General features: G+C 67.4%; 17 protein-coding genes and 3 tRNA genes. 14 read left to right on the top strand and 6 right to left on the bottom strand.

Features of this window, described 5'->3' with window-relative positions:
- Positions 1–387 precede the first annotated feature (387 nt).
- The 4 genes from H3H36_RS24775 (at position 388) to ahpF (ending at position 4174) form a co-directional block, all read left to right on the top strand.
- Positions 388–1194, top strand: a complete 807-nt coding sequence (locus tag H3H36_RS24775; protein WP_182220721.1) for a lipid II flippase Amj family protein — start codon at positions 388–390, stop codon at positions 1192–1194.
- A 62-nt stretch (positions 1195–1256) separates the two neighbouring features.
- The gene (locus H3H36_RS24770) at positions 1257–1592 is read left to right on the top strand and encodes a hypothetical protein (protein ID WP_182220720.1); all 336 of its coding nucleotides are present in this window, start codon (positions 1257–1259) and stop codon (positions 1590–1592) included.
- Positions 1593–1955: 363 nt separating this feature from the next.
- Positions 1956–2519, top strand: coding sequence for an alkyl hydroperoxide reductase subunit C (ahpC, locus tag H3H36_RS24765; RefSeq protein ID WP_182151793.1), 564 nt, complete (start codon positions 1956–1958; stop codon positions 2517–2519).
- Positions 2520–2614: 95 nt separating this feature from the next.
- A complete protein-coding gene (ahpF, locus tag H3H36_RS24760; protein ID WP_182220719.1) occupies positions 2615–4174 on the top strand; it encodes an alkyl hydroperoxide reductase subunit F in 1560 nt (519 codons plus the stop codon).
- A 104-nt stretch (positions 4175–4278) separates the two neighbouring features.
- On the opposite strand, the gene H3H36_RS24755 is transcribed toward ahpF, so the two are convergent.
- From H3H36_RS24755 to H3H36_RS24740, 4 genes are all read right to left on the bottom strand, one after another.
- A tRNA-Asp gene (locus H3H36_RS24755) sits at positions 4279–4355 on the bottom strand.
- Positions 4356–4426: 71 nt separating this feature from the next.
- Positions 4427–4503: transfer RNA gene (locus tag H3H36_RS24750), tRNA-Asp, on the bottom strand.
- 24 nt (positions 4504–4527) lie between these two features.
- Positions 4528–4603 (bottom strand) — tRNA-Val (locus H3H36_RS24745).
- Positions 4604–4714: 111 nt separating this feature from the next.
- Positions 4715–5560, bottom strand: coding sequence for a substrate-binding periplasmic protein (locus H3H36_RS24740; protein WP_182220718.1), 846 nt, complete (start codon positions 5558–5560; stop codon positions 4715–4717).
- 207 nt (positions 5561–5767) lie between these two features.
- On the opposite strand from H3H36_RS24740, the gene dinB reads away from it, so the two are divergent.
- Complete coding sequence (gene dinB, locus H3H36_RS24735) at positions 5768–6928, top strand: DNA polymerase IV (RefSeq protein ID WP_182220717.1); 1161 nt, start codon at positions 5768–5770, stop codon at positions 6926–6928.
- A 23-nt stretch (positions 6929–6951) separates the two neighbouring features.
- Here dinB and H3H36_RS27225 read toward each other — a convergent pair whose 3' ends face one another.
- Both H3H36_RS27225 and H3H36_RS24725 read right to left on the bottom strand, forming a co-directional pair.
- Positions 6952–7794 (bottom strand): PEP-CTERM sorting domain-containing protein, encoded by an 843-nt coding sequence (locus tag H3H36_RS27225; RefSeq protein ID WP_229220091.1) that lies wholly within the window; start codon positions 7792–7794, stop codon positions 6952–6954.
- A gap of 121 nt (positions 7795–7915) precedes the next feature.
- The gene (locus H3H36_RS24725) at positions 7916–8941 is read right to left on the bottom strand and encodes an AraC family transcriptional regulator (RefSeq protein ID WP_182220716.1); all 1026 of its coding nucleotides are present in this window, start codon (positions 8939–8941) and stop codon (positions 7916–7918) included.
- A 170-nt stretch (positions 8942–9111) separates the two neighbouring features.
- On the opposite strand from H3H36_RS24725, the gene H3H36_RS24720 reads away from it, so the two are divergent.
- From H3H36_RS24720 to H3H36_RS24680, 9 genes are all read left to right on the top strand, one after another.
- A complete protein-coding gene (locus H3H36_RS24720) occupies positions 9112–10431 on the top strand; it encodes an anaerobic sulfatase maturase (RefSeq protein WP_229220090.1) in 1320 nt (439 codons plus the stop codon).
- Positions 10432–10762: 331 nt separating this feature from the next.
- Complete coding sequence (locus tag H3H36_RS24715) at positions 10763–12712, top strand: DUF1302 domain-containing protein (RefSeq protein WP_182220715.1); 1950 nt, start codon at positions 10763–10765, stop codon at positions 12710–12712.
- A gap of 14 nt (positions 12713–12726) precedes the next feature.
- Positions 12727–14091: a DUF1329 domain-containing protein gene (locus tag H3H36_RS24710; protein ID WP_229220089.1), complete on the top strand. Its 1365-nt coding sequence runs from the start codon at positions 12727–12729 to the stop codon at positions 14089–14091.
- A gap of 153 nt (positions 14092–14244) precedes the next feature.
- The gene (locus tag H3H36_RS24705; RefSeq protein ID WP_220459852.1) at positions 14245–15324 is read left to right on the top strand and encodes a WD40/YVTN/BNR-like repeat-containing protein; all 1080 of its coding nucleotides are present in this window, start codon (positions 14245–14247) and stop codon (positions 15322–15324) included.
- Positions 15325–15431: 107 nt separating this feature from the next.
- Positions 15432–17813: an efflux RND transporter permease subunit gene (locus H3H36_RS24700; protein WP_182220714.1), complete on the top strand. Its 2382-nt coding sequence runs from the start codon at positions 15432–15434 to the stop codon at positions 17811–17813.
- 18 nt (positions 17814–17831) lie between these two features.
- Positions 17832–18038, top strand: coding sequence for a hypothetical protein (locus tag H3H36_RS24695; RefSeq protein ID WP_182220713.1), 207 nt, complete (start codon positions 17832–17834; stop codon positions 18036–18038).
- Positions 18039–19673, top strand: coding sequence for a 3-(methylthio)propionyl-CoA ligase (locus H3H36_RS24690; RefSeq protein ID WP_182220712.1), 1635 nt, complete (start codon positions 18039–18041; stop codon positions 19671–19673). It abuts the gene before it with no gap.
- Between the two features lie 109 nt (positions 19674–19782).
- Positions 19783–20679 (top strand): recombination-associated protein RdgC, encoded by an 897-nt coding sequence (locus H3H36_RS24685; RefSeq protein WP_182220711.1) that lies wholly within the window; start codon positions 19783–19785, stop codon positions 20677–20679.
- A 239-nt stretch (positions 20680–20918) separates the two neighbouring features.
- Positions 20919–26705, top strand: a complete 5787-nt coding sequence (locus tag H3H36_RS24680; RefSeq protein WP_182220710.1) for a beta strand repeat-containing protein — start codon at positions 20919–20921, stop codon at positions 26703–26705.
- Positions 26706–26713: the final 8 nt, after the last annotated feature.

Genomic DNA, 26713 nt, shown 5'->3' with positions numbered 1-26713 from the left:
GGCTGTACGCGCCTTGGGACGGCAGCTATGCCGAGTACTGTGGTCCATGCTGCACGGTCAACGCGAGTATCGCTTACCTGGCTTCGAACCAAAAAGCATTTGAAAATCCGGGCGGGATGTTCAGGTCTGTCATTTGGACTCAATAGCTCCGGTGTCAGGTCTGTCATTTGGACTCAAGGATCGTGTTCTTGAGCTTTATCAATCGGTGTGGTGGGCACAAGTGATAAGCGGTCTCCCGTTGTCACCATGATGACAATTAAAAACGCGCGTTGTGAGAAAACTCAAAGATGCGCGGCGACTGTCCGAATGACAGACCTGACACTGGGTGCTTGCTAATTTTGCAATTCGATGTCAGCATGTCCATCCATCGAGACTTCCGGATCTGCGATGGACCGCCAGTTGTTTTTCATTTGTTTCCTGACCTTCGTCATCCATATCATCGGCACGCTCGCCTATTCCGTGCGCATCGCCGGTGTCAGGACGCGGCGTATCGCTGTGTCGCTGGCGCTGTTCAGCATACTGGTGCTCGTTTCCAGGACGTCCAATTCCTTCCTGGGGCCCTTCCTGGCCAAGCGGGTCGAGTCCCATATCGACCTGCCGTTCGCCGCTGACGGCCTGCTGCACGATTTCCGCTGGCTGCTCATTTCCGCGTCGCTTGCTACCGTGGCGGGGGCGCTGTTGATCCCCACCTTTCAGCGGGTTTTTTGCCGGGCTGTAGCGCATTTCCAGGTGCATCGCTCGATATCCAAGCTGATCCTGCACGGCTTCTTCAAAGGCGGGCTGTCGTACGTGAAGGACGCGGCGAGCTTGCCGCGCGCGGCAAATGTGGCGGGCTTGCGTGATGCTGGCAGCGTGTCCGTGTCCGTCACGGTGCTCAACGTGGCGGCGGTGGCCTTGTGGACGGTAGGCGTGTTCGCGGCGCTGTATGCCGGCGTGCTGGACCCGTCAGTGCGCGTGACGTCCAGCACGCTGTCCTCGATCATCAACGGTGGCGCCACCGTGATAATGGCCGTGTTCATCGATCCCCACATGTCCGGCATGACGGACGACGTCATCGACGGCAAGGTGAGCGAGACGCAATTCCGGCGCGCCGTCGTGTGGCTGGTCGGCAGCCGGCTGGCCGGCACCGCGCTGGCCCAGTTGCTGCTGGTGCCATCCGCCCTGCTGATCGTGACGGTGGCCAAAACCATCTAGCCAGTAGCTTGCAGTGTACGCCGTCAAGTTGACGTCATCACCGATCGGCAATTCGACCAACCATGAAAACCATCCCGCTTTGCTTGATGTTCACCACTTGCTTCGCCGTGGCGCACGCCGGCGCCGCCGATATCGTGGTGCATCCTGAGCTCCCTGATAACGTTCAGCCACGATTTTTCGAGCGCATACGTGCTCCTGGCCTGGTGCGTGCGATTGAGCAGCGGGGAACGCGCGTCACTGTGCGCAATGGTTGGTATCGCATAAAGGTTCCGTGCGACGGAATTGAGCCAAGCAGGTTCGCTGATCTCTCCTTTTTATTCGATGAGAAGGCGAAGCCGATCCAGTTTTTCGATTGCGGTGCTTACGTCGGCGATGGCCACGTCACCATCACACGTTGACACATCCTGTAGATCCGGCTCGTTCAATATACGAGGTCTGTCATGTGGACTCACGGATCGTGTTCTTGCGCTTTATCAATCGGTATCGAGGTCGCATGTGGTGTGCCGCCTCGTGCTGTAGCAACTGCACCCGATCCAGAGCGCGCGTTATGAGAAAACTCAAGATTGCGCGGCGACTGGCCGAATGACAGACCTGACACCGACTTGGCACCGACTTCCTGGCGGAACGGGGATAATAGTATTTCCATATGTTTGTTCGATAGTCAAAGTATATCGAATATATTGCGACAATCAATTTTGCATATGGATCAAAAGACTTTACACTGACGTCTCATTGATTCACAACCTCACGAGGAAACCACAATGTCTCTGATCAACACCCAAGTAAAACCATTCAAGGCCACCGCTTACCACAACGGCAAATTCGTTGACCTGACGGAAGCGTCCCTGAAAGGCAAGTGGTCGGTATTCGTGTTCTACCCAGCCGACTTCACCTTCGTCTGCCCGACCGAACTGGAAGACCTGGCCAACAACTACGCTGAATTCGCCAAGCTGGGCGTGGAAGTGTACGGCATCTCGACCGACACCCACTTCGCCCACAAGGCCTGGCACGACACCTCGGACGCCATCAAGAAAGTCCAATACCCCCTGGTGGGCGACCCGACCGGCCTGCTGGCCCGTAACTTCGAAGTGATGATCGAGGAAGAAGGCCTGGCCCTGCGCGGCACCTTCGTCATCAATCCGGAAGGCCAGATCAAGGTGCTGGAAGTGCACGACAACGGCATCGGCCGCGACGCCACCGAACTGCTGCGCAAGGTCAAGGCTGCCCAGTACGTCGCTTCCCACCCAGGCGAAGTGTGCCCGGCCAAGTGGACCGAAGGCGCCGCGACCCTGAAGCCTTCGCTGGACCTGGTTGGCAAGATCTAAGTTGAACCTGACCGTTCACACACAGTAGTACCGCGATGCCGGTCCGGGCATCCGGCCCGGCATACGCCTCAGTTTTGAGTAAGGAAGAAAAAATCATGTTAGATGCAGACCTGAAATCCCAGTTGAAAGCCTATTTGGAAAAGGTGGTGCAGCCGATTGAGCTGGTCGCATCTCTCGATGACAGCGCCGCCGCACGCGAGATGCGGGCGCTGCTGCAGGATATCGTGTCGCTGAGCGACAAGATCACGCTGGCCGAACGGCACGACGACAATGTGCGCAAGCCTTCGTTCAGCATCAACCGCCCCGGCACCGACATCGGCGTGCGTTTCGCCGGCGTGCCCATGGGCCATGAATTCACCTCGCTGGTGCTGGCGCTGCTGCAAGTGGGCGGCCACACCATCCGCCTGGACGACGCCGTGATCGAGCAGGTGCGCCAGCTGGACGGCGATTACAACTTCGAGACCTTCATCTCGCTGTCCTGCCACAATTGCCCGGAAGTGGTGCAGGCATTGAACGCGATGGCCGTCATCAACCCGCGCATCAAGGTCACCACCATCGACGGCGGCGTGTTCCCGCAGGAAGTGCAAGCGCGCCAGATCATGGCCGTGCCCATGATGTTCCTGAACGGCGAGCACTTCGGCCAGGGCCGCACCAGCGTGGAGGAAATCCTCGCCAAGCTCGACAAAAATGCCGGCGCCCGCCAGGCCGCCGAGCTGAACAAGAAAGACGTGTTCGACGTGCTGATCGTCGGCGGCGGTCCGGCCGGCGCGGCGGCCGCCATCTACGCGGCCCGCAAGGGTATCAAGACGGGCGTGCTGGCCGACCGCTTCGGCGGCCAGGTGCTCGATACGCTGTCGATCGAGAACTTCGTGTCGATCAAGGAAACGGAAGGGCCGAAGTTCGCCGTCGCGCTCGAGCAGCACGTCAAGCACTATGAAGTCGACATCATGAACACCCAGCGCGCCGCGAAACTGGTACCGGGCAAGCTGATCGAAGTGCAGACGGAAAGCGGCGCCACCCTGAGGAGCAAGTCCGTGATCGTCGCCACCGGCGCGCGCTGGCGTGAAGTGAACGTGCCCGGCGAGCAGGAATACCGCAACCACGGCGTGGCCTACTGCCCGCATTGCGATGGCCCGCTGTTCAAGGGCAAGCGCGTGGCCGTGATCGGTGGCGGCAACTCGGGCGTGGAAGCGGCCATCGACCTGGCTGGCATCGTGTCGCACGTGACGCTGCTGGAGTTCGGCGCCGAACTGCGGGCCGACGCCGTGTTGCAACGCAAGCTGCGCAGCCTGGCCAACGTGACCGTGATCGTGTCGGCCCAGACCACCGAGATCCATGGCGATGGCCAGAAGGTCAATGGCCTGAGCTACACGGACCGCGTGTCCGGCGCCGCCCACAAGGTCGAGCTGGAAGGGGTGTTCGTGCAGATCGGCCTGGTGCCGAACACGGAATGGCTGAAGGATACGGTGGCCCTGTCGCGCCACGGCGAAATCGAAGTGGATGCGCGCGGCCAGACTTCCGTGCCCGGCGTGTTCGCGGCCGGCGACGTGACCACGGTGCCGTTCAAGCAGATCGTGATCGCCGTCGGCGAAGGGGCCAAGGCCGCCCTGTCCGCTTTCGATCACCTGATCCGGTCCGACGTCAGCGCCGCCTGAGACGCCACGTGTGAAAACGGGGCCGCAACATCGGTTGCGGCCCCGTTTTTTTTCAGGCGCGGAAATGAATAAGGGCCCGACTTGGTCGGGCCCTTAAGGGATGTTGGCGGAGCGGACGGGACTCGAACCCGCGACCCCCGGCGTGACAGGCCGGTATTCTAACCAACTGAACTACCGCTCCAAACTGCGGCGTCGTCAGGCGACGTTTGTTACTCTGTGTGCGGACAACCCATCAGGTCATCGGCGAAATGTTGGCGGAGCGGACGGGACTCGAACCCGCGACCCCCGGCGTGACAGGCCGGTATTCTAACCAACTGAACTACCACTCCTCATCGTTGCTGTCTTCAGGTGCATGGTGGGTGCTGAGAGGGTCGAACTCCCGACCTACGCCTTGTAAGGGCGCCGCTCTACCAACTGAGCTAAGCACCCATGCTCGCTTGAAAACATGCAGTCATTGTCACAACTGCTGAACGAGGCCGTATTCTACAAGCAGCGCGCCGCGTTCCGCAAGGGATTTCGCAAATAATTGCACGGCGGCCGTCACGGCGCGTAGCTGTCGAGGATCTCGCGGGTACCGCCGGCGAAGATTTGTCTGGCCAGGTCGGCGCCCACATAACGCCCGTAGATGGCTTGCACGGTGCCGTCGGCGACCATGGCGCGGAAGGCGGCCGTGAACGCTTGCTGCAACTCGGGCGCCACGTTGGCGCGCGAGGCGTAGGCGCCGGCGATGCTGCGCGGCGCTTCGGGGACCTCGTAGTGCGCCAGGTCGTCGCTGACACCGAGCCGCCGGCTGTGCCACAGATGGATCACCAGCGGCGCCAGCGTGCCGTCGGCGCGGCCCGCCTGGATCTTGCGAAAGGCGGTGTCGTAATCGTTCACATACTCGAGTCGCCCGGCTTGCTGCAGCCGGTCCAGCTGGCGCTGCACGGCCGGCGCGTAGTACACGCCGCGCGTGACATTGAGCCGCCCCGTCCCCTGATCGACAAAGTCAGCCAGGCTGGCGTAGCCGCCACCGGCCCGGCGGTTCAGCACCAGTTCGAAGCGGGTATAGCTGTAGGGCATCCAGCGGCCGGCCTGGTTGCGCGCCGTGTCGGCCAGCGAGCTCATCACTATGTCGACGCGGTTGGCGCTGAACTCGGCGAACAGGCGGCCGCGCGGATACCATTCAAACTGGAAGCGGCAGCCGGTGCGCCGGCCCAACTCCTCGACCAGATCCACGGCCGTACCCCGGTAGCGGCCATGCTCGCGGTAGGAGGCGTAACCGAGATCGCTCAGGCCGACCCGCGTGACAGCCGGGCATACGTAGTCGGCTGCGGCTGCCGGCGCCACTGGGGCGGCCATGGCCAGTGCCAGGACGAGGGCGGACAGCGGTGGATGGACGGACATGGGGGCGCGAGCGTTCAGTTGAACCCCAGTGTAGCACCTGCTGGGCGGCTATCTTCCTGTCCGGCAAGAAAGGCGGGCCGGGCTGCTGCCGCCTGTTGCGAAAATGCGATCCAGGCACGGGCGGGGGGCCCCTTGCGGACGAGGCCGTTTGCGGCGATACTGTATGTATTCACAGTATTCGGCCCTGGATGGCCGCTTGCCACCACCATGACTGCGCGTCCGCGCCGCATTGCCCACCTCGACATGGATGCGTTCTACGCTTCCGTGGAACTGCTGCACTATCCTGAGCTGCGCGGCCAGCCCGTCGTCATCGGCGGCGGCCGCGACAGCGCGCCCCGGCAACTGCCCGACGGCAGCCGCCGCTACGCGCGCCTGCGCGACTACGTGGGCCGGGGCGTGATCACCACCGCCACCTACGAGGCGCGGGCGCTCGGCGTCGGCTCGGCCATGGGCATGATGAAGGCGGCCAAGCTGGCGCCGGACGCCGTGCTGTTGCCCGTCAATTTCGACCGCTACCGCCACTATTCGCGCCTGTTCAAGGCGGCCGTGGCGGCCATCGCGCCCGAAATCGAGGATCGTGGCATCGATGAGATCTACATCGACCTGACGGACGTGGAAGGCGAGACGGTGGCGCTGGCCAGCCGCATCAAGCAGGCCGTGCGCGACGCCACGGGCCTCAGTTGCTCGATCGGCGTCACGCCCAACAAGCTGCTGTCGAAGATCTGCTCGGACCTGGACAAGCCCGACGGCCTGACCGTGCTCGGCCACGACGAGATCCCGGCCCGCATCTGGCCGCTGGCCGTGCGCAAGATCAACGGCGTGGGCCCCAAGGCCACCGACAAGCTGGCCGCGCTGGGCATCGCCACCATCGGCGATCTGGCCGCCGCCGATCCCGGCCTGCTGCAGCAGCACTTCGGCCACCACTACGCGGGCTGGCTGGCCGACGCCGCGCGCGGCATCGATACCCGGGAAGTGGCCACCAGTTCGGAGACCAAGTCGATCAGCCGCGAGACCACCTTCGAGCGCGACCTGCACGCGCGCCAGGACCGGGCCGCGCTGTCGGCCATCCTCACGGCCCTGTGCGAACGGCTGGCCGAGGACTTGCGACGCAAGGGCTATGTGAGCCGTACCATCAGCATCAAGCTGCGCTTCGACGACTTCCAGATCGTCAGCCGCAACGTCACCGTGCCGCAGGCCGTCGATGACGCGGCCGCCATCCTGCACGCGGCGCGCGCCGGTTTGAAGCGGGTCGGACTGGAACGGCGTCTGCGGCTGCTGGGGGTGCGGGCCAGCACGCTGGCGCCGCGCGACCAGCACGGGCAGGCGCCGCAGGTGGCGCGGCCCGTGCAAGGCGAGCTGTTTGCCTAGCGCCCGCCTTGCACTGGCGCCATTCAGCCCTGGCGGCGGCGCCGCGCCGTCGCGCCCAGCAGCAGCAGGCCGGCGCCCAGCATGGCGTAGGTGGACGGCTCCGGCACGGGCGCGAGCGTTTCCGTGGCCACGGCGTCGCCGGACAGGTTCAACCAATAGTTCTTGTCAGTATTGCCCGTGTTCTTGATGGTCAGCCGCAAGGTTTGTCCATCCAGGCTCGAATCGTAGGCGTCTGGCTGCCAGACCCAGTTATTGCCGCCCGAAGCGCTCACGCCTTGATGGAGCGCGCCGACCGACATGTCGGCCGCGAACCAGGCACCCGAGTTGAAGCCATCCGTGCCGTAGGGCGGTATCCAGCCGCCGCTGTAGCCCGTGCCCGACAGGTTGCCCTCGACCATGACGCTGAACGTGGCCTGGGTGCCGGCCGTCAGCGTGAAGTTCTGACCGAACCCGGCGTGTGAGGTCACGCTCTGGCCCGCCACAGCGTGCGTCGACACGGACAATCCAGCCAGGCCGCCGGGGCCGGAGGCCACGTGCTGCGTGCCGTTGCCATATTTGGACAGGCCGTCCAGCGTGGCCGGTATGATGGAAACCTGATCGGCGTCGTTCGTCGCGCCCCAGATGGGATTCCAGCTATGACTCCATGGATCGCTGATCTGCGCCCAACCCTGCTGGCGGGCATCCGTCGAGTGGATACTGGCGCTGCCATAGCTCCACGTCAGCTCAGGCGCCACGCCATCGGCCAGGTTGAGATCCTTTAACTGGACATTGAAGCCATTGAGCGATACCGCGGCGTGGGTGTCGGCCAGGGCTGGTAAGGACAGGCTGGACAACAGTGCCACAGCCAGCATGGTACGTGCATGCATTGACGTTCCTCCACAGTGATGGGCGCACCTTGCGACTGCCCATTCGATGATTAGAAACGTTAACAGTAAGTCAATGCACTGAAGTTGTCAATTATTTATTGCCTATTTTGCACTTTTTGAGTTAGTGCGACAGGGCCCGGTGCCGCTCCATGTAGGCGGTGGGGCTCACCCCGTTGCTCTTCTTGAACGAGCGGCTGAAGTTGGCCATGTCGCTGTAGCCGAGCCGGTAGGCGATCTGCGACACCGGGTGCTTGCCGCTGGCCAGCATCTCGCAGGCCCGTTCGTTGCGGATGGCCAGCGCCAGGTCGCGGAAGCTGACGCCTTCGCGCGCCAGGTAGCGGTCCAGCGTGCGGGCCGAGATGTTGAGGATGCGGGCCAGTTCGTCCAGCGTGGGCTGGCTGTCCTCGGCCTCGCGCAGCATCATGGCCACCCAGTCGCACCATTTGCCGGCCGCCGTCACTTCCTGCAACAGCTGCTTGCAGCGCGCCTCGGCCTTGGCCAGCGCGCGCAGGTCGGCCATCGGCAAGGGCTGGTCGAAGCCGGCCGCGCTCATGGCAATGTGCACGCCCAGCTGGGCCGCGCCGAAATGGAAGCGGGCCGGCGCCAGTTCGCGGTAACGCTGCACGTGGGCCGGCTCGGGCATGGACATGTCGATATCGTACGGCCCCAGCTTGCCGCCCGTGATCGTCATCATCTGCGCATGGAACGACAGCGCCACCGTCTCCAGGTAGAACTGCAAGGTCAGCTCGTTCATCGCCACCACGGGCTGGAAGCTGACCTCGGCCCGCTCGCCCAGGCGCTGGTAGCGGAACACGAACATGGGCGACATCAGGCGGTAGTAGCGCGCCACCAGGCGCAGCATGTGGTCGATGGTGGGGCTGCTGATCATGGCGTAGCCCAGCACGTCGTGGGAATTGAGCTTGATCAGGCGCCCCAGCTCGAAGCCCAGGTCGCGCCGGCCCGTCAGGCGCGTCATCTCGCGCACCAGCGTGTCGACCTGGCTGGTGGTGAGCAGGGCCAGCGGGTCGTTCAGGGTGCGCACCTGGGCCGCGCTGAGCGCGTCGCGGCACGGCGTGCCGTGCGTTTCCAGGTGATCCATCAGCATCGCGAAATAGCGCGCGGGTACGGATTGTTCCAGCGTGTTCATGTGTCTCTCGTTGTCGTCGCGGCGGCATATGCTTGCCACTCGATTTACATCATAATGAGTTCTGTCTTTGAATGACAGCGACTTGTCCAAAAATGACAAGCGGCGCAACAGGGCCGGGCCAACAATGCCGTTTCCACGTCCAGTCCGGCCATCCACCGCGAGTTCCCGCCATGCACACACCGCCCGCCCCCGCCCATCCCTCCGCGCCGGAGCAGGGCCTGCACCTGATGGCCAAGCCGATCGGGCCGTTGTGCAATCTCGATTGCGATTACTGCTTCTACCTGGAGAAGGAGCAGCTGTATCCGCCGCGCGAGAAGTTCCGCATGACCGACGACGTGCTGCGGGCCTACGTCCAGCGCTACATCGCGGCGCAGGATACGCCCGAGGTGGAGTTCACCTGGCAGGGCGGCGAACCGACCTTGCTGGGGCTCGATTTCTTCCGCCGCGCGCTGGACCTGCAGCGCCGGTACGGCCAGGGCAAGACCATCCGCAACAGCCTGCAGACCAACGGCACGCTGCTCGATGACGACTGGTGTGCCTTCCTGGCGCGCCACCAGTTCACGGTCGGCCTGTCGCTCGATGGACCGCGTGCCATCCACGACCAGCACCGGCCCGACAAGCAGGGCCGCTCCAGCCACGAGCAGGTGATGCGCGCGCTGCGCCTGCTGCAACAGCATGGCGTGCAGTTCAACGTGCTGGTCACCGTGACGCGCGACAGCACCGCGCACGGGTTGGAGATCTACCGCTTCCTCAGGGCCGAAGGCGTGCGCCACATCCAGTTCAATCCCGTGGTCGAGCGCATGCCGGCCCCGCGCGAGCAGGTGATCGGGCTGCACTTCGCCACGCCGCCCAAGCTGGCCGCGCGCGCGCCCGTGGCCACGCCCTCGCCCGTACTGGCCAGCGAGGTGGCCGTCACCGCGCAGACGGTGGCGCGGGAAGCCTATGGCGATTTCCTGATCGCCATCTTCGACGAGTGGGTGCGCCACGACGTGGGCACGGTGCACGTGATGAACTTCGAGTGGGCGCTGGCGTCGTGGCTGCAATTGCCGGCCACCGTGTGCCTGTTCGCGCCGCGCTGCGGCAAGGCCATGATCGTCGAGCACAGCGGCGATGTGTATTCGTGCGACCACTACATGTATCCCGATTACCTGCTCGGCAATATTGCGCAGGACGACCCAGGCGCGCTGGCCGCCAGCGCGCGGCAGCAGGCGTTCGGCGCGGCCAAGGAGGAGGCGCTGCCCGACTACTGCCGGCGCTGTCCCTACCTGTTCGCCTGCCACGGCGAATGTCCCAAGAACCGTTTCATGGCCTCGCCCGACGGCCAGCCGGGCATGAATTACCTGTGCCCCAGCTATGAAAAATACTTCCGCCACATCACGCGCGCCATGAACGCGCTGGGTCAGATCGTGGCCAACGGCATGCCCGCCTCGGCCATCATGGAGGCCTACAAGGGGCCCCTGATCCTGAAAACCACAGCTGTCACAAAATGACAGTCGCTTGACAAGAAATGACAAGCGCGGCGTGGATGATCGTCGCAAAATGCAATCAAGAAATCATCCATAGATTTCACGGCAGCGAACACAACAGCGGCACGACAAGGGAGACACCACCATGCAGCTCAACGACCAGCGTCAGCGGCGCCGCGCGCCGCGAGCGCCATCCCACCCTTAAGCAAGCCTGATTTTTCCAGGACGCCCGGCCGGCAGCCACCCTGCCGTCCGTGGGCTCGCTCGCCCTGGCGTATGCCGGATCGCTTTCTCAACCAAGAGCAGTTGCAGTACACAGCGTTGCATATAACGATAACCAAGGAGATGGTGCAGCATGAAACACACACAGCAGAAACAGGCTTATGCCCTGCGCGCGACCGCCGTCGCGGCCGCCCTGTGCGCGATGGGCGCGGCGGGCGCGGTGGAACTGGAGACCGGTAATCCCGACCTGTCCATCCGCTTCGACAACACGATCAAGTACAACTACGCCAACCGCCTGAGCAAGCAGAACCCCAACATCCTCAAGTCGGTCAACTCCGACGATGGCGACCGCAACTTCGACCAGGGCACGGTGTCGAACCGGATCGACCTGCTGAGCGAATTCGACTTCGTCTACAAGAAGCGCATGGGCTTTCGCGTCAGCGCCGCCGGCTGGGCCGATGGCGCCTACGCCCACCTGGACAATGGCAACGTGGCCAGCTCCAACCACGTGGGCGCCGATGGCAAGCCGGCGCTGGGTCTGTCGGACTACGCCCGGCGCTACCACAAGGGCCCGTCGGGCGAAGTGCTGGACGCGTTCGTGTTCGCCGGCTTCGATATCGGCGACATGCCCGTCAACGTCAAGCTGGGCCAGCACACGCTGTACTGGGGCGAGAGCCTGCTGTCGGTGATCCATGGCGTCAACTACGGCCAGTCGGCCGTGGACCTGATCAAGGGCTTCTCGGTGCCCAACACGGACGCCAAGGAATTGTTCCTGCCGCGCCAGGCCATCTCGGCCCAGTTCTCGCCCACCACGGAGCTGTCGTTCGCGGCCCAGTACTTCTTCAACTGGAAGCCGGCCCGCCTGCCTGAAGCGGGTTCCTTCCTCGGCTTCTACGACTACGCGTTCCAGGGGGGCGAGACGTTCAACCTGTCCGCCCTGGGCCTGCCGGCCGCCGTGCGCGAGAAGGACCGCGAGCCCGACCACAAGGGCGATTTCGGCCTGGCCGCACGCTGGAGCCCGGAATGGCTGGACGGCACGCTGGGCTTCTATGGCCGCCGCACGGCCGACCTGCTGCCGCAGGCTAACCTGCGCCTGGCCGGCCTGCCATCGGCCCTGTTCGGCAAGAACAGCCCGCTGGTGGCGGCCAACGCCCAGAAGGCGGCCGCGGCCGTGATCGCGGCCGGCGGCACCCCCGCCGCGGCCCAGGCGGCGGCCCAGCAAGCCGGCGCCGCCACCGCGCTGGCCGTCGGCAACGCCACCTGCACGGCCGCCATTCCCGGCGCGCTGGCCGCCGGCGGCAACTGCCTGTTCTACCCGTCCACGCTGGGCACCACCAGCCGCTACCAGCTTGAATATGCGGGCGGCATCGACGTGTTCGGCCTGAGCCTGTCCAAGAACGTGGCCGGGGTGTCCGTGGGCGCCGACCTCAGCTACCGGCGCGACATGCCGCTGATGAGCAGCCCGGCGCTGCTGATGCCGGTCGGTACCAATCCGGCCCTGGTGTCCAGCCTGAACGCCCTGACCGGCAGCGCGCTGGTGGTGACGGGCGCGGCCCAGCCGGGCCAGGGCCAGGTCAGCGGCGCGCGCGGCGACACCTGGCACGGCGTGCTCAACGCGCTGGGCACGACGGCCGCCACGCCGCTGTGGGACGCCTCGAGCTGGATCGCGGAACTGACGTGGAACCGGGTGGCCAAGGTGACCGAGGGCGCGCAGTTCTTCAAGGGCCGCGACAGCTATGTGGGCGCCGACAAGGTCAGCAAGGACTACTTCGGCCTGGCGCTGAACTTCACGCCGACCTGGTTCCAGGTGATGCCGGGCCTGGACCTGACCATGCCGCTCAACTATTCGGTGGGCCTGTCGGGCAATTCGGCCGTGCAGTCGGGCGGCAACCAGCACGCCGGCAACTACAGCTTCGGCCTGGGCTTCGACCTGTACCAGAAATACCGCTTCGACGTGAAGTATGTGGACTTCTTCGGCCCGTTCGTGACGGATGCCAACGGCGCCATCACCTCGAGCGCGGGCGTGACCCCATTGCTCAAGGACCGCGGCTTCGTGGCCCTCACTTTCAAAACCACTTTCTGACCTGGATGACGACGATGTCTACGCACAAAATGTTCAAACTGACTTTGATGGCGGCCGCCCTGTCGGCCGCGACCCTGGCCCAGGCCGCCGTGTCGCCGGATGAGGCCAAGCAGCTGGGCGCCACGCTGACGGCCACCGGCGCCGAGAAAGGCGCCAGCAAGGATGGCCTGATTCCCGAATACACGGGCGGCCTGACCAACGGTCCGGCCGTGGCCAAGGGCACTGGCATGCGTGCCGACCCGTACGCGGCCGACAAGCCGCGCCTGGTCATCACGGGCAAGAACCTGGCCGGCCAGGAGGACAAGCTGACGGCCGGCACCCGCGAGCTGCTCAAGCGCTTCCCCACTTACCGGATCGACGTCTATCCCACCCACCGCAGCGTGAACCTGCCCAAGTTCATCCTCGATAACACGGCCAAGAACGCCGTCAACGCCAAGACCACCGAAGGCGGCGTGGGCGTGGAGGGCGCGCTGGCCGGCGTGCCGTTCCCGATTCCCAAGACGGGCTACGAAGTGATGTGGAACCACCTGCTGCGCTACCAGGGCCTGGCCAACACCACCAAGTACGATTCCTGGAACGTGGACGCCTCGGGCGTGCCGACCCTGGCCACCACGGGCGAGATCTACCAGGAGTTCCCGCTGTCGGACCCCAAGCGCACCGAACCGGCCAAGCAGAATGAAGTGTTCTTCCGCACCAAGCTGGCCTACCTGGCCCCGGCCCGCCGCGCCGGCGAAGGCTTGCTGGTGCTGGACGCCATCAATCCCCTGGTGCAGCCGCGCAAAGTGTGGCAATACCTGCCGGGCCAGCGCCGCGTCAAGCTGGCGCCGGACGTGGCCTACGACACGCCCAACCCCGGTTCGGCCGGCGCCTCCACCTATGACGACGCCTGGGTCTTCAACGGCGCGCTGGACCGCTTCGAATTCAAGCTGATCGGCAAGAAGGAGATGATCGTGCCCTACAACGGCTACAAGATCACCTACGCCAAGGCGGCGGCCGACGTCACCAAGCCCAACCACGTCAATCCCGACATGGTGCGCTGGGAGACGCACCGCGTGTGGGTGGTGGAAGCGACCCTGAAGCCGGGCAAGCGCCACATCTACAGCAAGCGCACCTTCTACATCGACGAGGACAGCTGGACCGCGCTGGCGTCGGACGAATACGATGCGCGCGGCCAGTTGTACCGCGCCTCGTACGACTTCCTCACCTTCAGCTGGGACGCCCAGGCGCCGCAGTCGGCCTGCCACATGATCTACGACTTCGTCAGCGGCACCTACAACGTGACCGGCCTGGTGGGCATGCATGGCGGCATCAAGTACATCGAGCCCCTGAAGCCATCGGAATGGACGGCTGAAGCGCTGGCCGGTGCTGGCGTGCGCTGAGCGCGCGCCCGTAGCAGGAAACCGTAGCAAGCGTCAGGCATTACGTATCGTGTTTCTCTTTGCCGCCGGCCACATGCCAGATCTCCGCCGGCCGGCGGCTTTTTTGGGCACCCTGCCTGTTTGCCGTTCCACCGCATCTTTTCAGTACAGAATATGAACACACTCACCTGGATCAAGCGCGCCGCGCTGGCCTGCGCCGCCACCGCCGCCTGCGCCGGCATGGCCGCCGTGGCAAGCGGACCGGCCACCCAACCGTTCGCCGATCCGCTCGATACGGCGGCCGTGCGCAGCCCGCTGGCCGCGCGCACCCTGATCAACGGCCTGGCGCAGGCCGGCACGCGGCTGGTGGCCGTGGGCCAGCGCGGCCACATCGTTTATTCCGACGACGGCGGCGCGCACTGGACCCAGGCCGCCGTGCCGCTGTCCTCGGACCTGGTGGCGGTGCAGTTTCCCACCCCTGAACTGGGCTGGGCCGTGGGCCACGACGGCGTGGTGCTGCACAGCGTGGACGGCGGCGCCAGCTGGAGCAAGCAGCTCGATGGCCGCGCCGCCGCCGCCATCGTCGACGAGCAAGTGAGCAAGAACCCCAACGCCACCGACGCCCAGCGTGCCGACGCCAAGCGCATGGCCGAGCAGGGCCCGGACAAACCCTTCCTCGACGTGTGGTTCGAGGACCGCAACAACGGCTACGTGGTGGGCGCCTTCAACCTGATCTTCCACACGGCCGACGGCGGCCGCACCTGGCAAAGCTGGGCCGACCGCACGGACAATCCCAGCGCCTTCCACCTGAACGCGATCCGCGCCGTGGGCGGCGACCTGTACATCGTCGGCGAGCAGGGCCTGGTGCTGCGCCTGAACCGCGAGCGCGGCCACTTCGACGCGCTGGCCACGCCCTACAAGGGCACCTACTTCGGCCTGGTCGGCAAGGAGGGCGCGCTGCTGGTGTACGGCTTGCGCGGCAACGCCTACCGCAGCACGGACCGTGGCGCCAGCTGGAGCAAGGTGGAAACGGGCTTGCAGGTGGGCTTGACGGCATCGGCCCAGGCCCCGGATGGCCGGCTGCTGCTGGTCAGCCAGGCCGGCCAGGTGCTGGTGAGCGCCGATGCCGGCGCCACTTTCGCGCGCCTGCCCGGCGCGCCGGGTGGACCCGTGTCGGCGGCGCTGGCGGCCGGCGGCCAGCTGGTGCTGGGCGGCGTGCGCGGCCTGCGCCAGCAGCCGCTGGCGGCGCACTGAGTACGCACTGGGCATACGCTTCGAACAATCATCGCAAATAAGCCACAAGAGCCGGGGCGCTGCCCGCCAACGGCCATCAGTACCTTTGGAGAGAGACAGGAATGGATATGGGGATCAATCAACTAGACAGCATGCCCGTGGTGCGCACGCTGGAGCAGTTCGACCAGCGCTCGGGCAACCGGCTGGAACGGCTGGTGTTCAACCACCGCGTGGCGTTCATCGTGCTGTGCGCGCTGGTGACGCTGGCGCTGGCCTGGTGCGGCGCCACGCGCCTCAAGCTCAATGCCAGCTTCGAGAAGATGATGCCGCAGTCGCAGCCCTACATCCAGAACTACCTGGCCAACAAGGGCGCCTTGCGTGGCTTGGGCAACGCGGTGCGGGTGGTGGTGGAGAACCCGAACGGCGACATCTTCGATCCGCAATACCTGGAGGCGCTCAAGCGCGTCAACGATGAACTGTTCCTCACGCCGGGCGTGGACCGGGCCTGGATGAAGTCCATGTGGACGCCCACCGTGCGCTGGAACGAGGTGACGGAGGAAGGCTTCCAGGGCGGCCCCGTGATGCCCGACAGTTACGACGGCAGCGCGCGCAGCGTGGAGCAGCTGAAGATCAACATCGCCCGCTCCGGCATCGTCGGCAGCCTGGTGGCGAACGACTTCAAGTCCACCATGATTTTCGTGCCGCTGCTGGACAAGGACCCGGCCACCGGCAAACTGATTGACTACTCAACCTTCTCCGCCGCGCTGGACAAGCAGATGCAGGCCGCCGAACACGGCCCGTTCAAGGTGCGCCTGCACACGGTCGGTTTCGCCAAGCTGATCGGCGAACTGCTGGCCGGCATGCTCAAGGTGGTGATGTACTTCGGCGCCGCCGCCGCCATTGCCACGCTCGTCATCTACGGCTACACGCGCTGCGTGCGCTCCACGGCGCTGGTGGTGGCCTGCTCCATCGTGGCCGTCGTGTGGCAACTGGGCCTGGTGGCGGCACTCGGTTTTGAACTGGACCCGTTCTCGATCCTGGTGCCGTTCCTCGTGTTCGCCATCGGCGTGTCGCACGGCGCCCAGAAGATGAATGGCATCATGCAGGACGTGGGCCGCGGCACGCATTTGCTGGTGGCGGCCCGCTACACCTTCCGCCGCCTGTTCCTGGCCGGTTTGACGGCGCTGCTGGCCGACGCCGTCGGCTTCGCCGTGCTGATGGTGATCGACATCCCCGTCATCAAGGACCTGGCCATGACGGCTTCGCTGGGCGTGGCCGTGCTGATCTTCACCAATCTGCTGCTGCTGCCGGTGCTGCTGTCCTACGTGGGCGTATCGAAGGCGGCCGCGCGCCGCTGCCTGCGCGAGGAATCCCACGTCACCGAACGCGGCGTGTGGCACGTGCTGGAGCGCTTCACGGAGCGTAACTGGGCCATCGGCGCCATCGCCGTGGCCGTGGTGCTGGCCGTGGGCGGTTTCATCGTCAGCACCGGCCTGAAGATCGGCGACCTCGATCCGGGCGCGCCCGAGCTGCGCGCCGAGTCGCGCTACAACCGCGACAACGCCTACATCACGGGCCACTATTCGCTCTCGTCCGACCAGTTCGCGGTGATGGTGAAAACGCCCAAGGAAGGCTGCCTCAAATACGAAACCCTGGTCGAGGCGGACCGCCTGGCGTGGACGCTGCAGCAGATCCCCGGCGTGCAGACCACCGTGTCGCTGGTGGACGCGGTGCGCCAGGTGACGGCCGGCAGTTCCGAAGGCAGCCCGAAATGGCTGACGATTTCGCGCAACCAGGACGTGCTCAATTACGGCGCCCAGCAAGCCTCCGTCAACAACCCCGACCTGTTCAACGGCGACTGCTCGCTGATGCCGGTGATCGCCTACCTGTCCGACCACAAGGCCGAGACGCTGGAGCGGGTCACGGCCGCCGCCGACGCTTTCGCCCAGGCCCACAGCGGCAGCGAGCGCCAGTTCCAGCTGGCCGCCGGCAGCGCCGGCATCGAGGCTGCCACCAACATCGTGGTGCGCGAGGCCAACCACAAGATGCTGCTGTACGTGTACGCGGCCGTGATTGTGCTGTGCTTCATCACCTTCCGCAGCTGGCGTGCGGTGCTGGTGGCCGTGCTGCCGCTGGTGCTCACCTCCATCCTGTGCGAGGCGCTGATGGTGATGCTGGGCATGGGCGTGAAGGTGGCCACGCTGCCCGTGATCGCGCTCGGTGTCGGCATCGGCGTCGATTACGCGCTGTACCTGCTGTCGGTGCAACTGACCCAGCAACGCCAGGGCGACACGCTGCATGAAGCCTATCGCCACGCGCTGCAATTCACGGGCAAGGTGGTGGCGCTGGTGGGCGTGACGCTGGCGGCCGGCGTGGTGTGCTGGGCCTGGTCGCCGATCAAGTTCCAGGCCGACATGGGCATCCTGCTGACCTTCATGTTCACCTTGAACATGCTGGGCGCGCTGATGCTGGTGCCGGCGCTGTCGCACTTCCTGCTGCGGAAAGTGTAAGCGGCCACGCTGCGTTTCATGTCCCAGCTTGCGCCGCCCGTCACCGCCATCCGCGCCGAAATCCTGGCGCTGCGGGCGGCCGGCGCCCCGTTTCACCTGATCGCCGCGCGCCTGAACGGGCGCGGCGTGAAGGGGCCGCACGGCGGGCGCTGGTATGCCGCGTCCGTGCGGCGCGCCGTACTGGCCCACCACGATCAACCCCTTATTTGTTTTCAGGAGAAGTAGATGCTCGGATTAATGCAACACCAGTCGCTGCTGGTCTCGTCGCTGATTGAACACGCGGCCCTCAACCACCCGGATGCGGAAATCGTTTCGCGCACGTCCGAAGGCCCGGTGCACCGCACCAGCTATGGCCAGCTGCGCGGGCGCGCCTGCCAGATGGCCAACGTGCTGACCCGCCTCGGCGTGCAACAGGGCGATCGCGTGGGCACGCTGGCCTGGAACGGTTACCGCCACATGGAGCTGTACTATGCCGTGTCGGGCATGGGCGCCGTGCTGCACACGATCAACCCGCGCCTGTTCAAGGAGCAGATCGAGTACATCGTCAACCACGCGCAAGACCAGTACCTGTTCTTCGACATCGGCTTCGCGGCCCAGGTGGCCGAGCTGGCGCCGCAGCTGCCGACGGTGAAAGCCTTCATCGCCATGACGGACCGGGCCCACATGCCGCAAGTCGATATTCCCAACCTGCTGTGCTACGAGGAGCTGCTGGACGGCGCCGACACCGATTACGCCTGGCCGGAACTGGACGAGAACACGGCCGCCTCGCTGTGCTACACCTCCGGCACCACGGGCAATCCCAAGGGCGTGCTGTATTCGCACCGCTCCATCATGCTCCATTCGATGATGGCGTGCGGCATGGATGGCCTGGCCCTGTCGGGCGAAGATTCCGCGCTGGCGGTGGTGCCCATGTTCCACGTGAACGCCTGGGGCATGCCGTACGCGGGCGCCATGTGCGGCGCCAAGCTGGTGCTGCCCGGCCCTTCGCTGGACGGCAAGAGCATTTATGAACTGATGCGCGACGAGCGCGTGACGATGGCGCTGGGCGTGCCCACCGTATGGCTGATGCTGTTCCGCCACGTGGACACGGCAGCACTGGACCCGCGCAAGGAACTGTGCCTGCGGCGCTGTGTGATCGGCGGTTCGGCGGCGGCCGTGTCCATGATCGAACGCTTCGAGCATGATTTTGGCGCCACCGTGGTGCAGGCGTGGGGCATGACGGAGATGTCGCCGCTGGGCACCGTGTGCCGTTTGCTGCCCAAGCACGCGGCCCTGACGGCCGAGGCGCGCCACAAGATCCAGGCCAAGCAGGGCCGTACCCCGTTCGGCGTGACGATGAAGATCACGGACGACGATGGCAACACCTTGCCGCGCGACGGCAAGGCCTTCGGCCACCTGCTGGTCAAGGGGCCGTGGGTGGTGGCGTCCTACTTCCGCGGCGAAGGCGGCGAGCAGCTCGACGCCAACGGCTACTTCGACACGGGCGACGTGGCCACCATCGACCCGGACGGCTACATGCACATCACGGACCGCGCCAAGGACGTGATCAAGTCGGGCGGCGAGTGGATTTCGTCGATCGACCTGGAGAACGCGGCCGTGGGCCACCCGGCCGTGGCCGAGGCGGCCGTGATCGGCATCGCCCATCCGAAGTGGCAGGAGCGGCCGCTGCTGGTGGTGGTGCGCAAGGCCGGCCACGACGTCACGCGCGAGGACTTGCTGGCCTACCTGGGGGAGCGGGTGGCCAAGTGGTGGCTGCCGGACGACGTCGCCTTCGTCGAGGAATTGCCGCACACGGCCACCGGCAAGCTGCAGAAGATGAAGCTGCGCGAGCAGTTCCGCGACTACACGCTGCCGGCCTGAGTGGGGCCAGCCGCGCCGGAGCGCATCTCGCTTGAATCCGGCGCGGCGGGGAACGCGAGCGTGTAAAATGTCGTTCCCCTGGCAACACTGAAACAAGGCAAATACACCTATGTGGTTCAAGAATCTTCAGATTTACCGTCTGCCCGCCCCTTGGGCGTACACCCCGGAACAACTGGAAGCAGCACTGGCGCCCCATTCCTTCGTGCCTGCCAGCAGCAACGAACTGCTGCGCCAGGGTTGGGACCGTCCCCGTCCGAACGGCGGCCTGGTGCACGTGGTCAACCAGCAGATGCTGATCCTGCTGGGCACGGAAAAGAAACTGCTGCCGTCGACCGTCATCAACCAGGTGGCCAAGGCCAGAGCGGCCGAGATGGAAGAGGCGCAAGGTTTCGCGCCCGGCAAGAAAGCGATGAAGGAACTCAAGGAGCGCGTGGCCGACGAACTGTTGCCGCGCGCCTTCACCATCCGCAGCAATGTGTGGACGTGGATCGACCCCGTCAACGGCTGGCTGGTGGTGGACGCGGCCAGCCCGGCCAAGGCGGATGACGTGATCAAGCTGCTGCTGAAGGCCGTCGACCGCATGCCGCTGGAAAGCCTGCGCGTGCAGCGCTCGCCGGTGGGCGTGATGACGGAGTGGCTGCAGGCCGACGACGCCCCGGCCGGCTTCACGGTCGACATGGACACGGAACTGCGCGCCACGGGCGAGAGCAAGGCCGCCGTGCGCTACGTGCGCCACACGCTGGAGGCGGATGAAGTGCGGCGCCACATCGCGGCCGGCAAGCAGTGCACGCGCCTGGCCATGACGTGGGACAGCAAGATTTCGTTCGTGCTCACCGAATCGCTGGCCATCAAGGGCGTCAAGCCGCTGGACGTGATCAGCGAGAAGGAATCGTCGACCCGCAACGACGAGGAGCGCTTCGACGGCGACTTCATGCTGATGACGGGCGAGCTGAGCAAGCTGCTGGCCGACGTGGTCGAAGCGCTGGGTGGCGAAGCCAAGGCATAAGCACGGCAACAAGGCCGGCACATGATGGGGAGCAACACGGGTTCACGCCGTGTTGCTCCCCAAGTTGTTTTTTGTCACGGATGCGACACGGCCGGCCGCCCGTGTTACCGTGACGGACGGCCGCCACCGGTGGTGCCAAGCCGACATTTTTTGCTTTTGGTCAAAGAAATATTTTAGTTGCCGTGAGGCAATTTGACGATTTTCTGGTATCGTAGAGCGTTATTAAAAATGGAATGCTTATGAGCGCCATCAGCAGTCTGACACCGGCCCAGGTGGCCGCATTGAGCACGTCCGCCGTGGCCGCCTGGTCGACGGCCGAGACGGGCGGCATGACGTCGGCACAACTGCAGGCGCTCACCACGGCCCAGCTTTCCGTCCTGAACAGCCGCCAGTTGTCGGCGCTGGCGCCGGCCAATGTGGCGGCGCTGGCCACGGTCCAGGTGGCGGCGCTCAAACCGTTGGCGCTGAATGGGGCCGGGGTGCTGGCCAGCGACTTCATCGCCGCCCTGGGCGCCAGCCAGCTGGCCGCCATTACGACGGCCCAGGCCGCCGCACTGGGCAGCAGCACCGTGGCCGCGCTCGCCACAACCGCGCTGGCGGGACTGGAGACGGCCGACCTGGCCGCGCTGGCCACGCCTGCCGTGGCCGGCTTGCGCCCGGACCAGGTGCGCTCCCTGTCCACCGTCCAGGTGGCGGCGCTGGCCAGCCGCCAGATTCCCGCCTTGTCGACGGCCGATGTGCAGGCGCTGGGCGCCGCCGGCCTGCATGCCTTGTCCACGGCCGCCCTCGCCGCGCTGGGCAGCGCCCAGGCCCGCGCGCTTGGTTCGGCCCAGGTCGCGGCGCTCGATTCCAGCCAGGCCCAGGCGCTGCGTTCGCAGCAGCTGGGCGCCTTGTCCACGGCCGCCATCGCCGCCATCGGCGCGGCCAGCCTGTCCGCCCTGTCCAGCGCCGCGCTGACGGCCCTCAACGGTGATCAATTGGCCGTGCTCGGCGGGACGGGCGGCGCCAGCGCCTTCGGCAACCTCGGCGCGGGCCAGGTGGCCGCCTTGCGCAGCGCCGCCCTGGCCAGCCTGACGACGGCCCAGGCGGCATCGCTGACGACGGCCCAGGCCGGCGCCTTGAACAGCGCCCAGCTGGGCGCGCTGTCGACCAAGGCCCTGGCGGCGCTGGCGCCGGCCACCGTGGCGGCGCTGAAGACGACGGCCCTGGCCGGGCTGGAAGGCAGCGACCTGAACGCGTTGGGCAGCGCCCAGCTGGCGGCCCTGACCAGCGGCCAGATGGGGGCGCTGGGCAGTGGCCAGGTGGGGGCCTGGTCCAGCGCCACGCTGGCGGCGCTGGCGCCTGCTCAGCTGGGGGCGCTCAACACGGGGGCCACGGCCGCGCTGGCGCCGGCCGTGCTGGCCAGCCTGGACAGTGCCCACCTGGCGGCCCTGGCCACGCGCCAGATCGCCGCGTTGGGCAGCAACCAGGTGGCCGCGCTCACCACGGAGCAGTTCGCCGAGCTGGGTTCGGTCCAGCTGGGCGCGCTCACCTCGCGCCAGCTGGCCGCCATGAGCGCGGGCGACGTGGCCGCCATTGGCACGGCCGGCCTGCCCGGCCTGCGCACGACGGCCCTGGCCGCCCTCACGTCGGCCCAGCTGGGCGCGTTGGGCGGGGCCGATGGCGCCCTGTTCGGCACATTGGGCACGGCCCAGGTGGCCGCCTTGCGCAGCACGGCCCTGGCCGGCCTGACGACGGCCCAGGCCGTCGCCCTGACGTCGGCCCAGGCGGCGGCGCTGGGCAGCGCCCAGCTGGCGGCCTTGAGCACCCAGGCGCTGGCCGCGCTGGACCCGGGCGACGTGGCCGCCCTGCGTAGCGCCGTGTTCGCCTCACTGAGTTCCCCCCAATTGGCGGCGCTGGGCACGCGCCAGCTGGCGGCCCTGGCCAGCGCGCAACTGGGCGCGCTCAGCAGCCGCCAGATCAGCGCCTTCCCCAGCGTCATGCTGGCGGCCCTGACGCCGGACCAGCTGGCCTTGCTGAGCACCAGTGCCATCAGCGCGCTGGCGCCGGCCGTGCTGGCCAGCCTGGACGGCGCCCACGTGGCGGCGCTGGCCACGCGCCAGCTGGCGGCCCTGGGCAGCGCCCAGCTGGCCGCGTTTGGCACCGTCCAGGTCGCCGCGCTGGGTTCGGCCCAGCTGGGCGCGCTGGCCTCGCGCCAGGTGGCCGGCCTGAGCACGGCCGACGTGGCCGCCATCGCCGCGGCCGGCCTGCCCGGCTTGCGCACGGCGGCCCTGGCGGCGTTGACGTCCGACCAGCTGGCCGCGCTGGGCGGCGCCGACGGCAGCCTGTTCGCGTTGCTGGGCACGGCCCAGGTGGCGGCCTTGCGCAGCACGGCGCTGGCGGGCCTGACGACGGGCCAGGCGGCCGCGCTCACCACCCGCCAGGCGGCCGCGCTGGGCAGCGCCCAGCTGGCCGCGTTCAGCACCGCGGCGCTGGCCGCGCTCGATCCGGCCGACGTGGGCGCGCTGCGCAGCGCCGCCTTCGCCGGCCTCAACTCGGCCCAGCTGGCGGCGCTGGGGACCACCCAGCTGGCGGCGCTGACCAGCGTGCAACTGGGCGCGCTGGGCAGCCACCAGATCAGCGCCTTCCCCACCGCCTTGCTGGCGTCGCTGGCGCCGCCACAGCTGGCCATGTTGAGCACCAGCGCCGTGGCGGGGCTGGCCCCGGCCGTGCTGGCTGCGCTCGATGGCGAGCACCTGGCGGTGCTGAGCACGCGGCAAGTGGCGGCGCTGGGCAGTGCCCAGCTGGCGGCCATGCATACCGAACAGTTTGGCTTGCTCAGTTCGCAGCAACTGGGCGCCTTCGGTTCACGCCAGCTGGCCGGCCTGAGCCCGGCCGACGTGGCCGCCATCAGCGCGGACGGCTTGCCCGGCTTGCGCACGGCCGCCCTGGCCGCCCTGACGGCCGAGCAACTGGCCATGCTGGGCGGGGCCGACGGCGCCCTGTTCGGCACCCTCAGCACGGCCCAGGTGGCCTCGTTGCGCACGGCGGCGCTGGCGGGCCTGGGCACGGCCCAGGCGGCCATGCTGACGACGGCGCAGGCGGCCGCCTTGAGCAGCGCGCAACTGGCGGCGCTGTCGGCGCCCGACCTGCACGCCTTGCCGCTGGACGATTTCGCGGCCTTGCGCAGCGCCGCCATGCGCGGCCTGGCCACGGCCCAGATGGCGGCCCTGGGCAGCGATGCACTGGCCGCGCTGGGCAGCGCCCAGGTGGCCGCCTTGAGCAGCACGCAGGTGGGGGCGCTGGCGCCGGACGCCGTGGCGGGCTGGGCCCCCGCGCAATTGGCCGCGCTCGGCACGGGCGTGATCGCCACGCTGGGCACGGCCTTGCTGCGCCAGTTGAACACCGTCCAGCTGAGCGGCCTGGCCACGCGCCAGATCGCCGCCCTGGGCAGCGCCCAGTTGGGCGCGCTGGGCACCGGCCAGCTGGCCAGCCTGACGACGGCCCAGCTGGCCGCGCTGCGTTCGCAGCAGGTGGCCGCGCTCGACACGGCCGACGTGCGGGCGCTGGGCGCCGGCGTCACGGCGCTGTCCACGGCCGCGCTGGCCGGCTTGCGCAGCGAGCAGTTGGCCGTGCTGGGCACGGATGGCAATGGCGGCGCCGATGGCTTCGCGCAACTGTCCACGGCCCAGGTCGCGTCCTTGCGCAGTGCCGCGCTGGCCGGCTTGTCCACCACCCAGATCCAGGCCATGACGAGCGTCCAGCTGGCCGCGTTCGGCAGCGCGCAACTGCGGGCCTTGTCGGCGCAGGACGTGGCGGCCATGCTGCCAGCCGGCCTGGCCGCGCTGCGCACGGCGGCCATGACGGGCTTGACGACGCAGCAGATGGCGGCGCTGGGCAGCGCGCAACTGGCCGCGCTGGGCACGGCCCAGGTGGCCGCGCTGGGCAGCATCCAGGTGGCGGCGCTGGGCGATGGCGTGATCGCCGGCCTGCCGGGCGCGGACGTGGCGGCGCTGGCCACGGGCGTGATCGCCTCGCTGTCCACTGCGCTGCTGGCGCAACTCGATACGGTGCAGTGGGCCTCCTTGACGACGCGCCAGATCGCCGCGCTGGGCACGGCCCAGCTGGCCGCGCTCAGTACCAGCCGCTACAGCATGCTCAGTTCGGCGCAGGCCGGCGCGCTCAGCGCGCAGCAGGTGGCGCAACTGGCGCCGCAGCAGCTGGCGGGGCTGGGCACGAACGGCCTGGCCGGCTTGCGTACGGCCGCGCTGGCGGCCTTGAATTCAGCCCAGCTGGCCATGCTGGGCAATCCGCCGTGGGGCGGGCCGGTGCTGTTCGGCGCCCTGCGCACCGACCAGGTCGCCGCGCTGACAGGCGGCGCGCTGGCCGGCCTGACGGTGGAGCAGGCGTTGACGCTGACCACCCAGCAGGCCTGGGCCCTGGGCAGCGGCCAGTTGGCCGCGCTGTCGAGCGACATCATCGCGGCGCTGGCGACGGCCGACTATGCGGCCTTGCGCAGCACGGCCATGGCCGGCTTGACGTCGGCCCAGCTCAGGGCCCTGGCGCCGCGCCAGCTGGCGGCCCTGGGGACGCAGCAGGCGGCCGGGCTGGGCAGCGCGCAACTGATGGCGCTGCGCACGGACCAGGAGGCGGCGCTGGCGCCGGCCACGGTGGCGGCGTTGAACGCGGCCAGCTTCGCGGCCGCGGCCCGCGCCGGCGACTGGCTGGCCGGCCTGACGGCCGACCAGGTGGCCGTGCTCACGCCGCAGCAGGCGGCCGCGCTGGGCAGCGACCACATCCGGCAATTGCGGCCCGAGGTGCTGGCGGCCGTGTCGACCACGGCCCTGGCCATGCTGGGGACGGCGGCCATGGCCGGCCTGGGATCGGAGCAGTTGCGCGGCCTGGCCACGGCCCAGATCGCGGCGCTGGGGACGCGCCAGCTGGCCGTGCTGCAGCCCAATCACGGGGCCGACACGGACCAGTTCACCACCGACCAGATCGTCGCGCTGGGTGGCGCGCAACTGGCCGCGCTGGGCACGGCCATGGTGGCCGACCTGAGCGCGGCCGAGGTGGCGGCCATCGAAACGCGCGACCTGGTGGCGTTGACCACGCGCCAGGTGACGGTGCTGGGCACGGCCCAGATGCGGGCCCTGGCCACGGCCCAGGTGCGGGCGCTGACGACGGCCCAGCTGCATGTCTTCTCCAGCACCCAGTTCATGGCGCTGACGACGACCCAGCAAGGCGCGATGACCTTGGCCCAGCAGGCGGCGCTGCCGTTCACCACCCCGCTGGTGCTGGACTTGAACGGCGATGGCGTGCACACGCTGGGCCTCGATGCGGGCGTGCGCTTCGACTTGCTGGCCAACGGCAGCCGGCAGGCCACCGGCTGGGTGGGCGGCGGCGACGGCTTGCTGGCGCTGGACCGCAATGGCGACGGCGTCATCAACGATGGCGGCGAGCTGTTCGGATCAAGCACGGCGCTGGCCGATGGCGGCCGGGCGGCCAATGGCTACGCGGCGCTGGCCGCGCTCGATACGAATGGCGATGGCGCCATCACCGCCGAGGATGCCGCGTTCGGCCAGTTGCGGGTGTGGGTCGATGCGGATGCCGATGGCGTGAGCCAGGCCGGCGAGCTGCATACGCTCGCCGCGCTGGGCATCGTCAAGCTGAACCTGGCCGCGCGCCAGGATGGCGCCGGCGAGCACGGCAACATCATCGGCCTGGTGTCCAGTTACCAGCGCGCCGATGGCAGTGAGCGCGCGCTGGCCGACGTGTGGTTCGCGCAGGGCGATGCCGCGTTGCGCGCGCGCGTGGGTGGGTTGACGCAGGCGCTGGCCGCGTATGGCGACACGGCGGCGCCAGGCGGCGCGGCCGCTGGCCAGCTTGCGCTGGCGGCCGGCGTGGCGCAACTGGCCAGCCAGCTGGCCCGGTACGATGCCCATGGCTTGCCGTTGGCGGGCGTGGCCTTGTACGCGCCGGCGCCGGACTTCAAGCTGCGCACGGCGCCCGCGGCCAGCCACGTGCCGCTGGCCTTGCCCGAGCGCTAGCCGGCGGT

The organism is Rugamonas fusca, assembly GCF_014042365.1.
In the GTDB taxonomy this organism is placed as follows: Bacteria; Pseudomonadota; Gammaproteobacteria; order Burkholderiales; family Burkholderiaceae_D; genus Rugamonas; species Rugamonas fusca.
The sequence above is the reverse complement of the archived record's forward strand: the minus strand, read 5'-3'. Positions and strand labels throughout refer to the sequence as shown.

Excerpts from the sequence above, each read along its gene's own strand:
- H3H36_RS24705 (WP_220459852.1), top strand. The coding sequence starts at position 14,245 with ATGAACACACTCACCTGGATCAAGCGCGCCGCGCTGGCCTGCGCCGCC.
- ahpF (WP_182220719.1), top strand. The coding sequence starts at position 2,615 with ATGTTAGATGCAGACCTGAAATCCCAGTTGAAAGCCTATTTGGAAAAG.
- H3H36_RS27225 (WP_229220091.1), bottom strand. The coding sequence starts at position 7,794 with ATGCATGCACGTACCATGCTGGCTGTGGCACTGTTGTCCAGCCTGTCC.
- H3H36_RS24710 (WP_229220089.1), top strand. The coding sequence starts at position 12,727 with ATGTCTACGCACAAAATGTTCAAACTGACTTTGATGGCGGCCGCCCTG.
- H3H36_RS24740 (WP_182220718.1), bottom strand. The coding sequence starts at position 5,560 with ATGTCCGTCCATCCACCGCTGTCCGCCCTCGTCCTGGCACTGGCCATG.
- H3H36_RS24700 (WP_182220714.1), top strand. The coding sequence starts at position 15,432 with ATGGGGATCAATCAACTAGACAGCATGCCCGTGGTGCGCACGCTGGAG.
- H3H36_RS24725 (WP_182220716.1), bottom strand. The coding sequence starts at position 8,941 with ATGAACACGCTGGAACAATCCGTACCCGCGCGCTATTTCGCGATGCTG.
- H3H36_RS24720 (WP_229220090.1), top strand. The coding sequence starts at position 9,112 with ATGCACACACCGCCCGCCCCCGCCCATCCCTCCGCGCCGGAGCAGGGC.
- H3H36_RS24680 (WP_182220710.1), top strand. The coding sequence starts at position 20,919 with ATGAGCGCCATCAGCAGTCTGACACCGGCCCAGGTGGCCGCATTGAGC.
- H3H36_RS24770 (WP_182220720.1), top strand. The coding sequence starts at position 1,257 with ATGAAAACCATCCCGCTTTGCTTGATGTTCACCACTTGCTTCGCCGTG.
- H3H36_RS24695 (WP_182220713.1), top strand. The coding sequence starts at position 17,832 with ATGTCCCAGCTTGCGCCGCCCGTCACCGCCATCCGCGCCGAAATCCTG.
- H3H36_RS24775 (WP_182220721.1), top strand. The coding sequence starts at position 388 with ATGGACCGCCAGTTGTTTTTCATTTGTTTCCTGACCTTCGTCATCCAT.
- H3H36_RS24685 (WP_182220711.1), top strand. The coding sequence starts at position 19,783 with ATGTGGTTCAAGAATCTTCAGATTTACCGTCTGCCCGCCCCTTGGGCG.
- H3H36_RS24690 (WP_182220712.1), top strand. The coding sequence starts at position 18,039 with ATGCTCGGATTAATGCAACACCAGTCGCTGCTGGTCTCGTCGCTGATT.
- H3H36_RS24715 (WP_182220715.1), top strand. The coding sequence starts at position 10,763 with ATGAAACACACACAGCAGAAACAGGCTTATGCCCTGCGCGCGACCGCC.
- dinB (WP_182220717.1), top strand. The coding sequence starts at position 5,768 with ATGACTGCGCGTCCGCGCCGCATTGCCCACCTCGACATGGATGCGTTC.
- ahpC (WP_182151793.1), top strand. The coding sequence starts at position 1,956 with ATGTCTCTGATCAACACCCAAGTAAAACCATTCAAGGCCACCGCTTAC.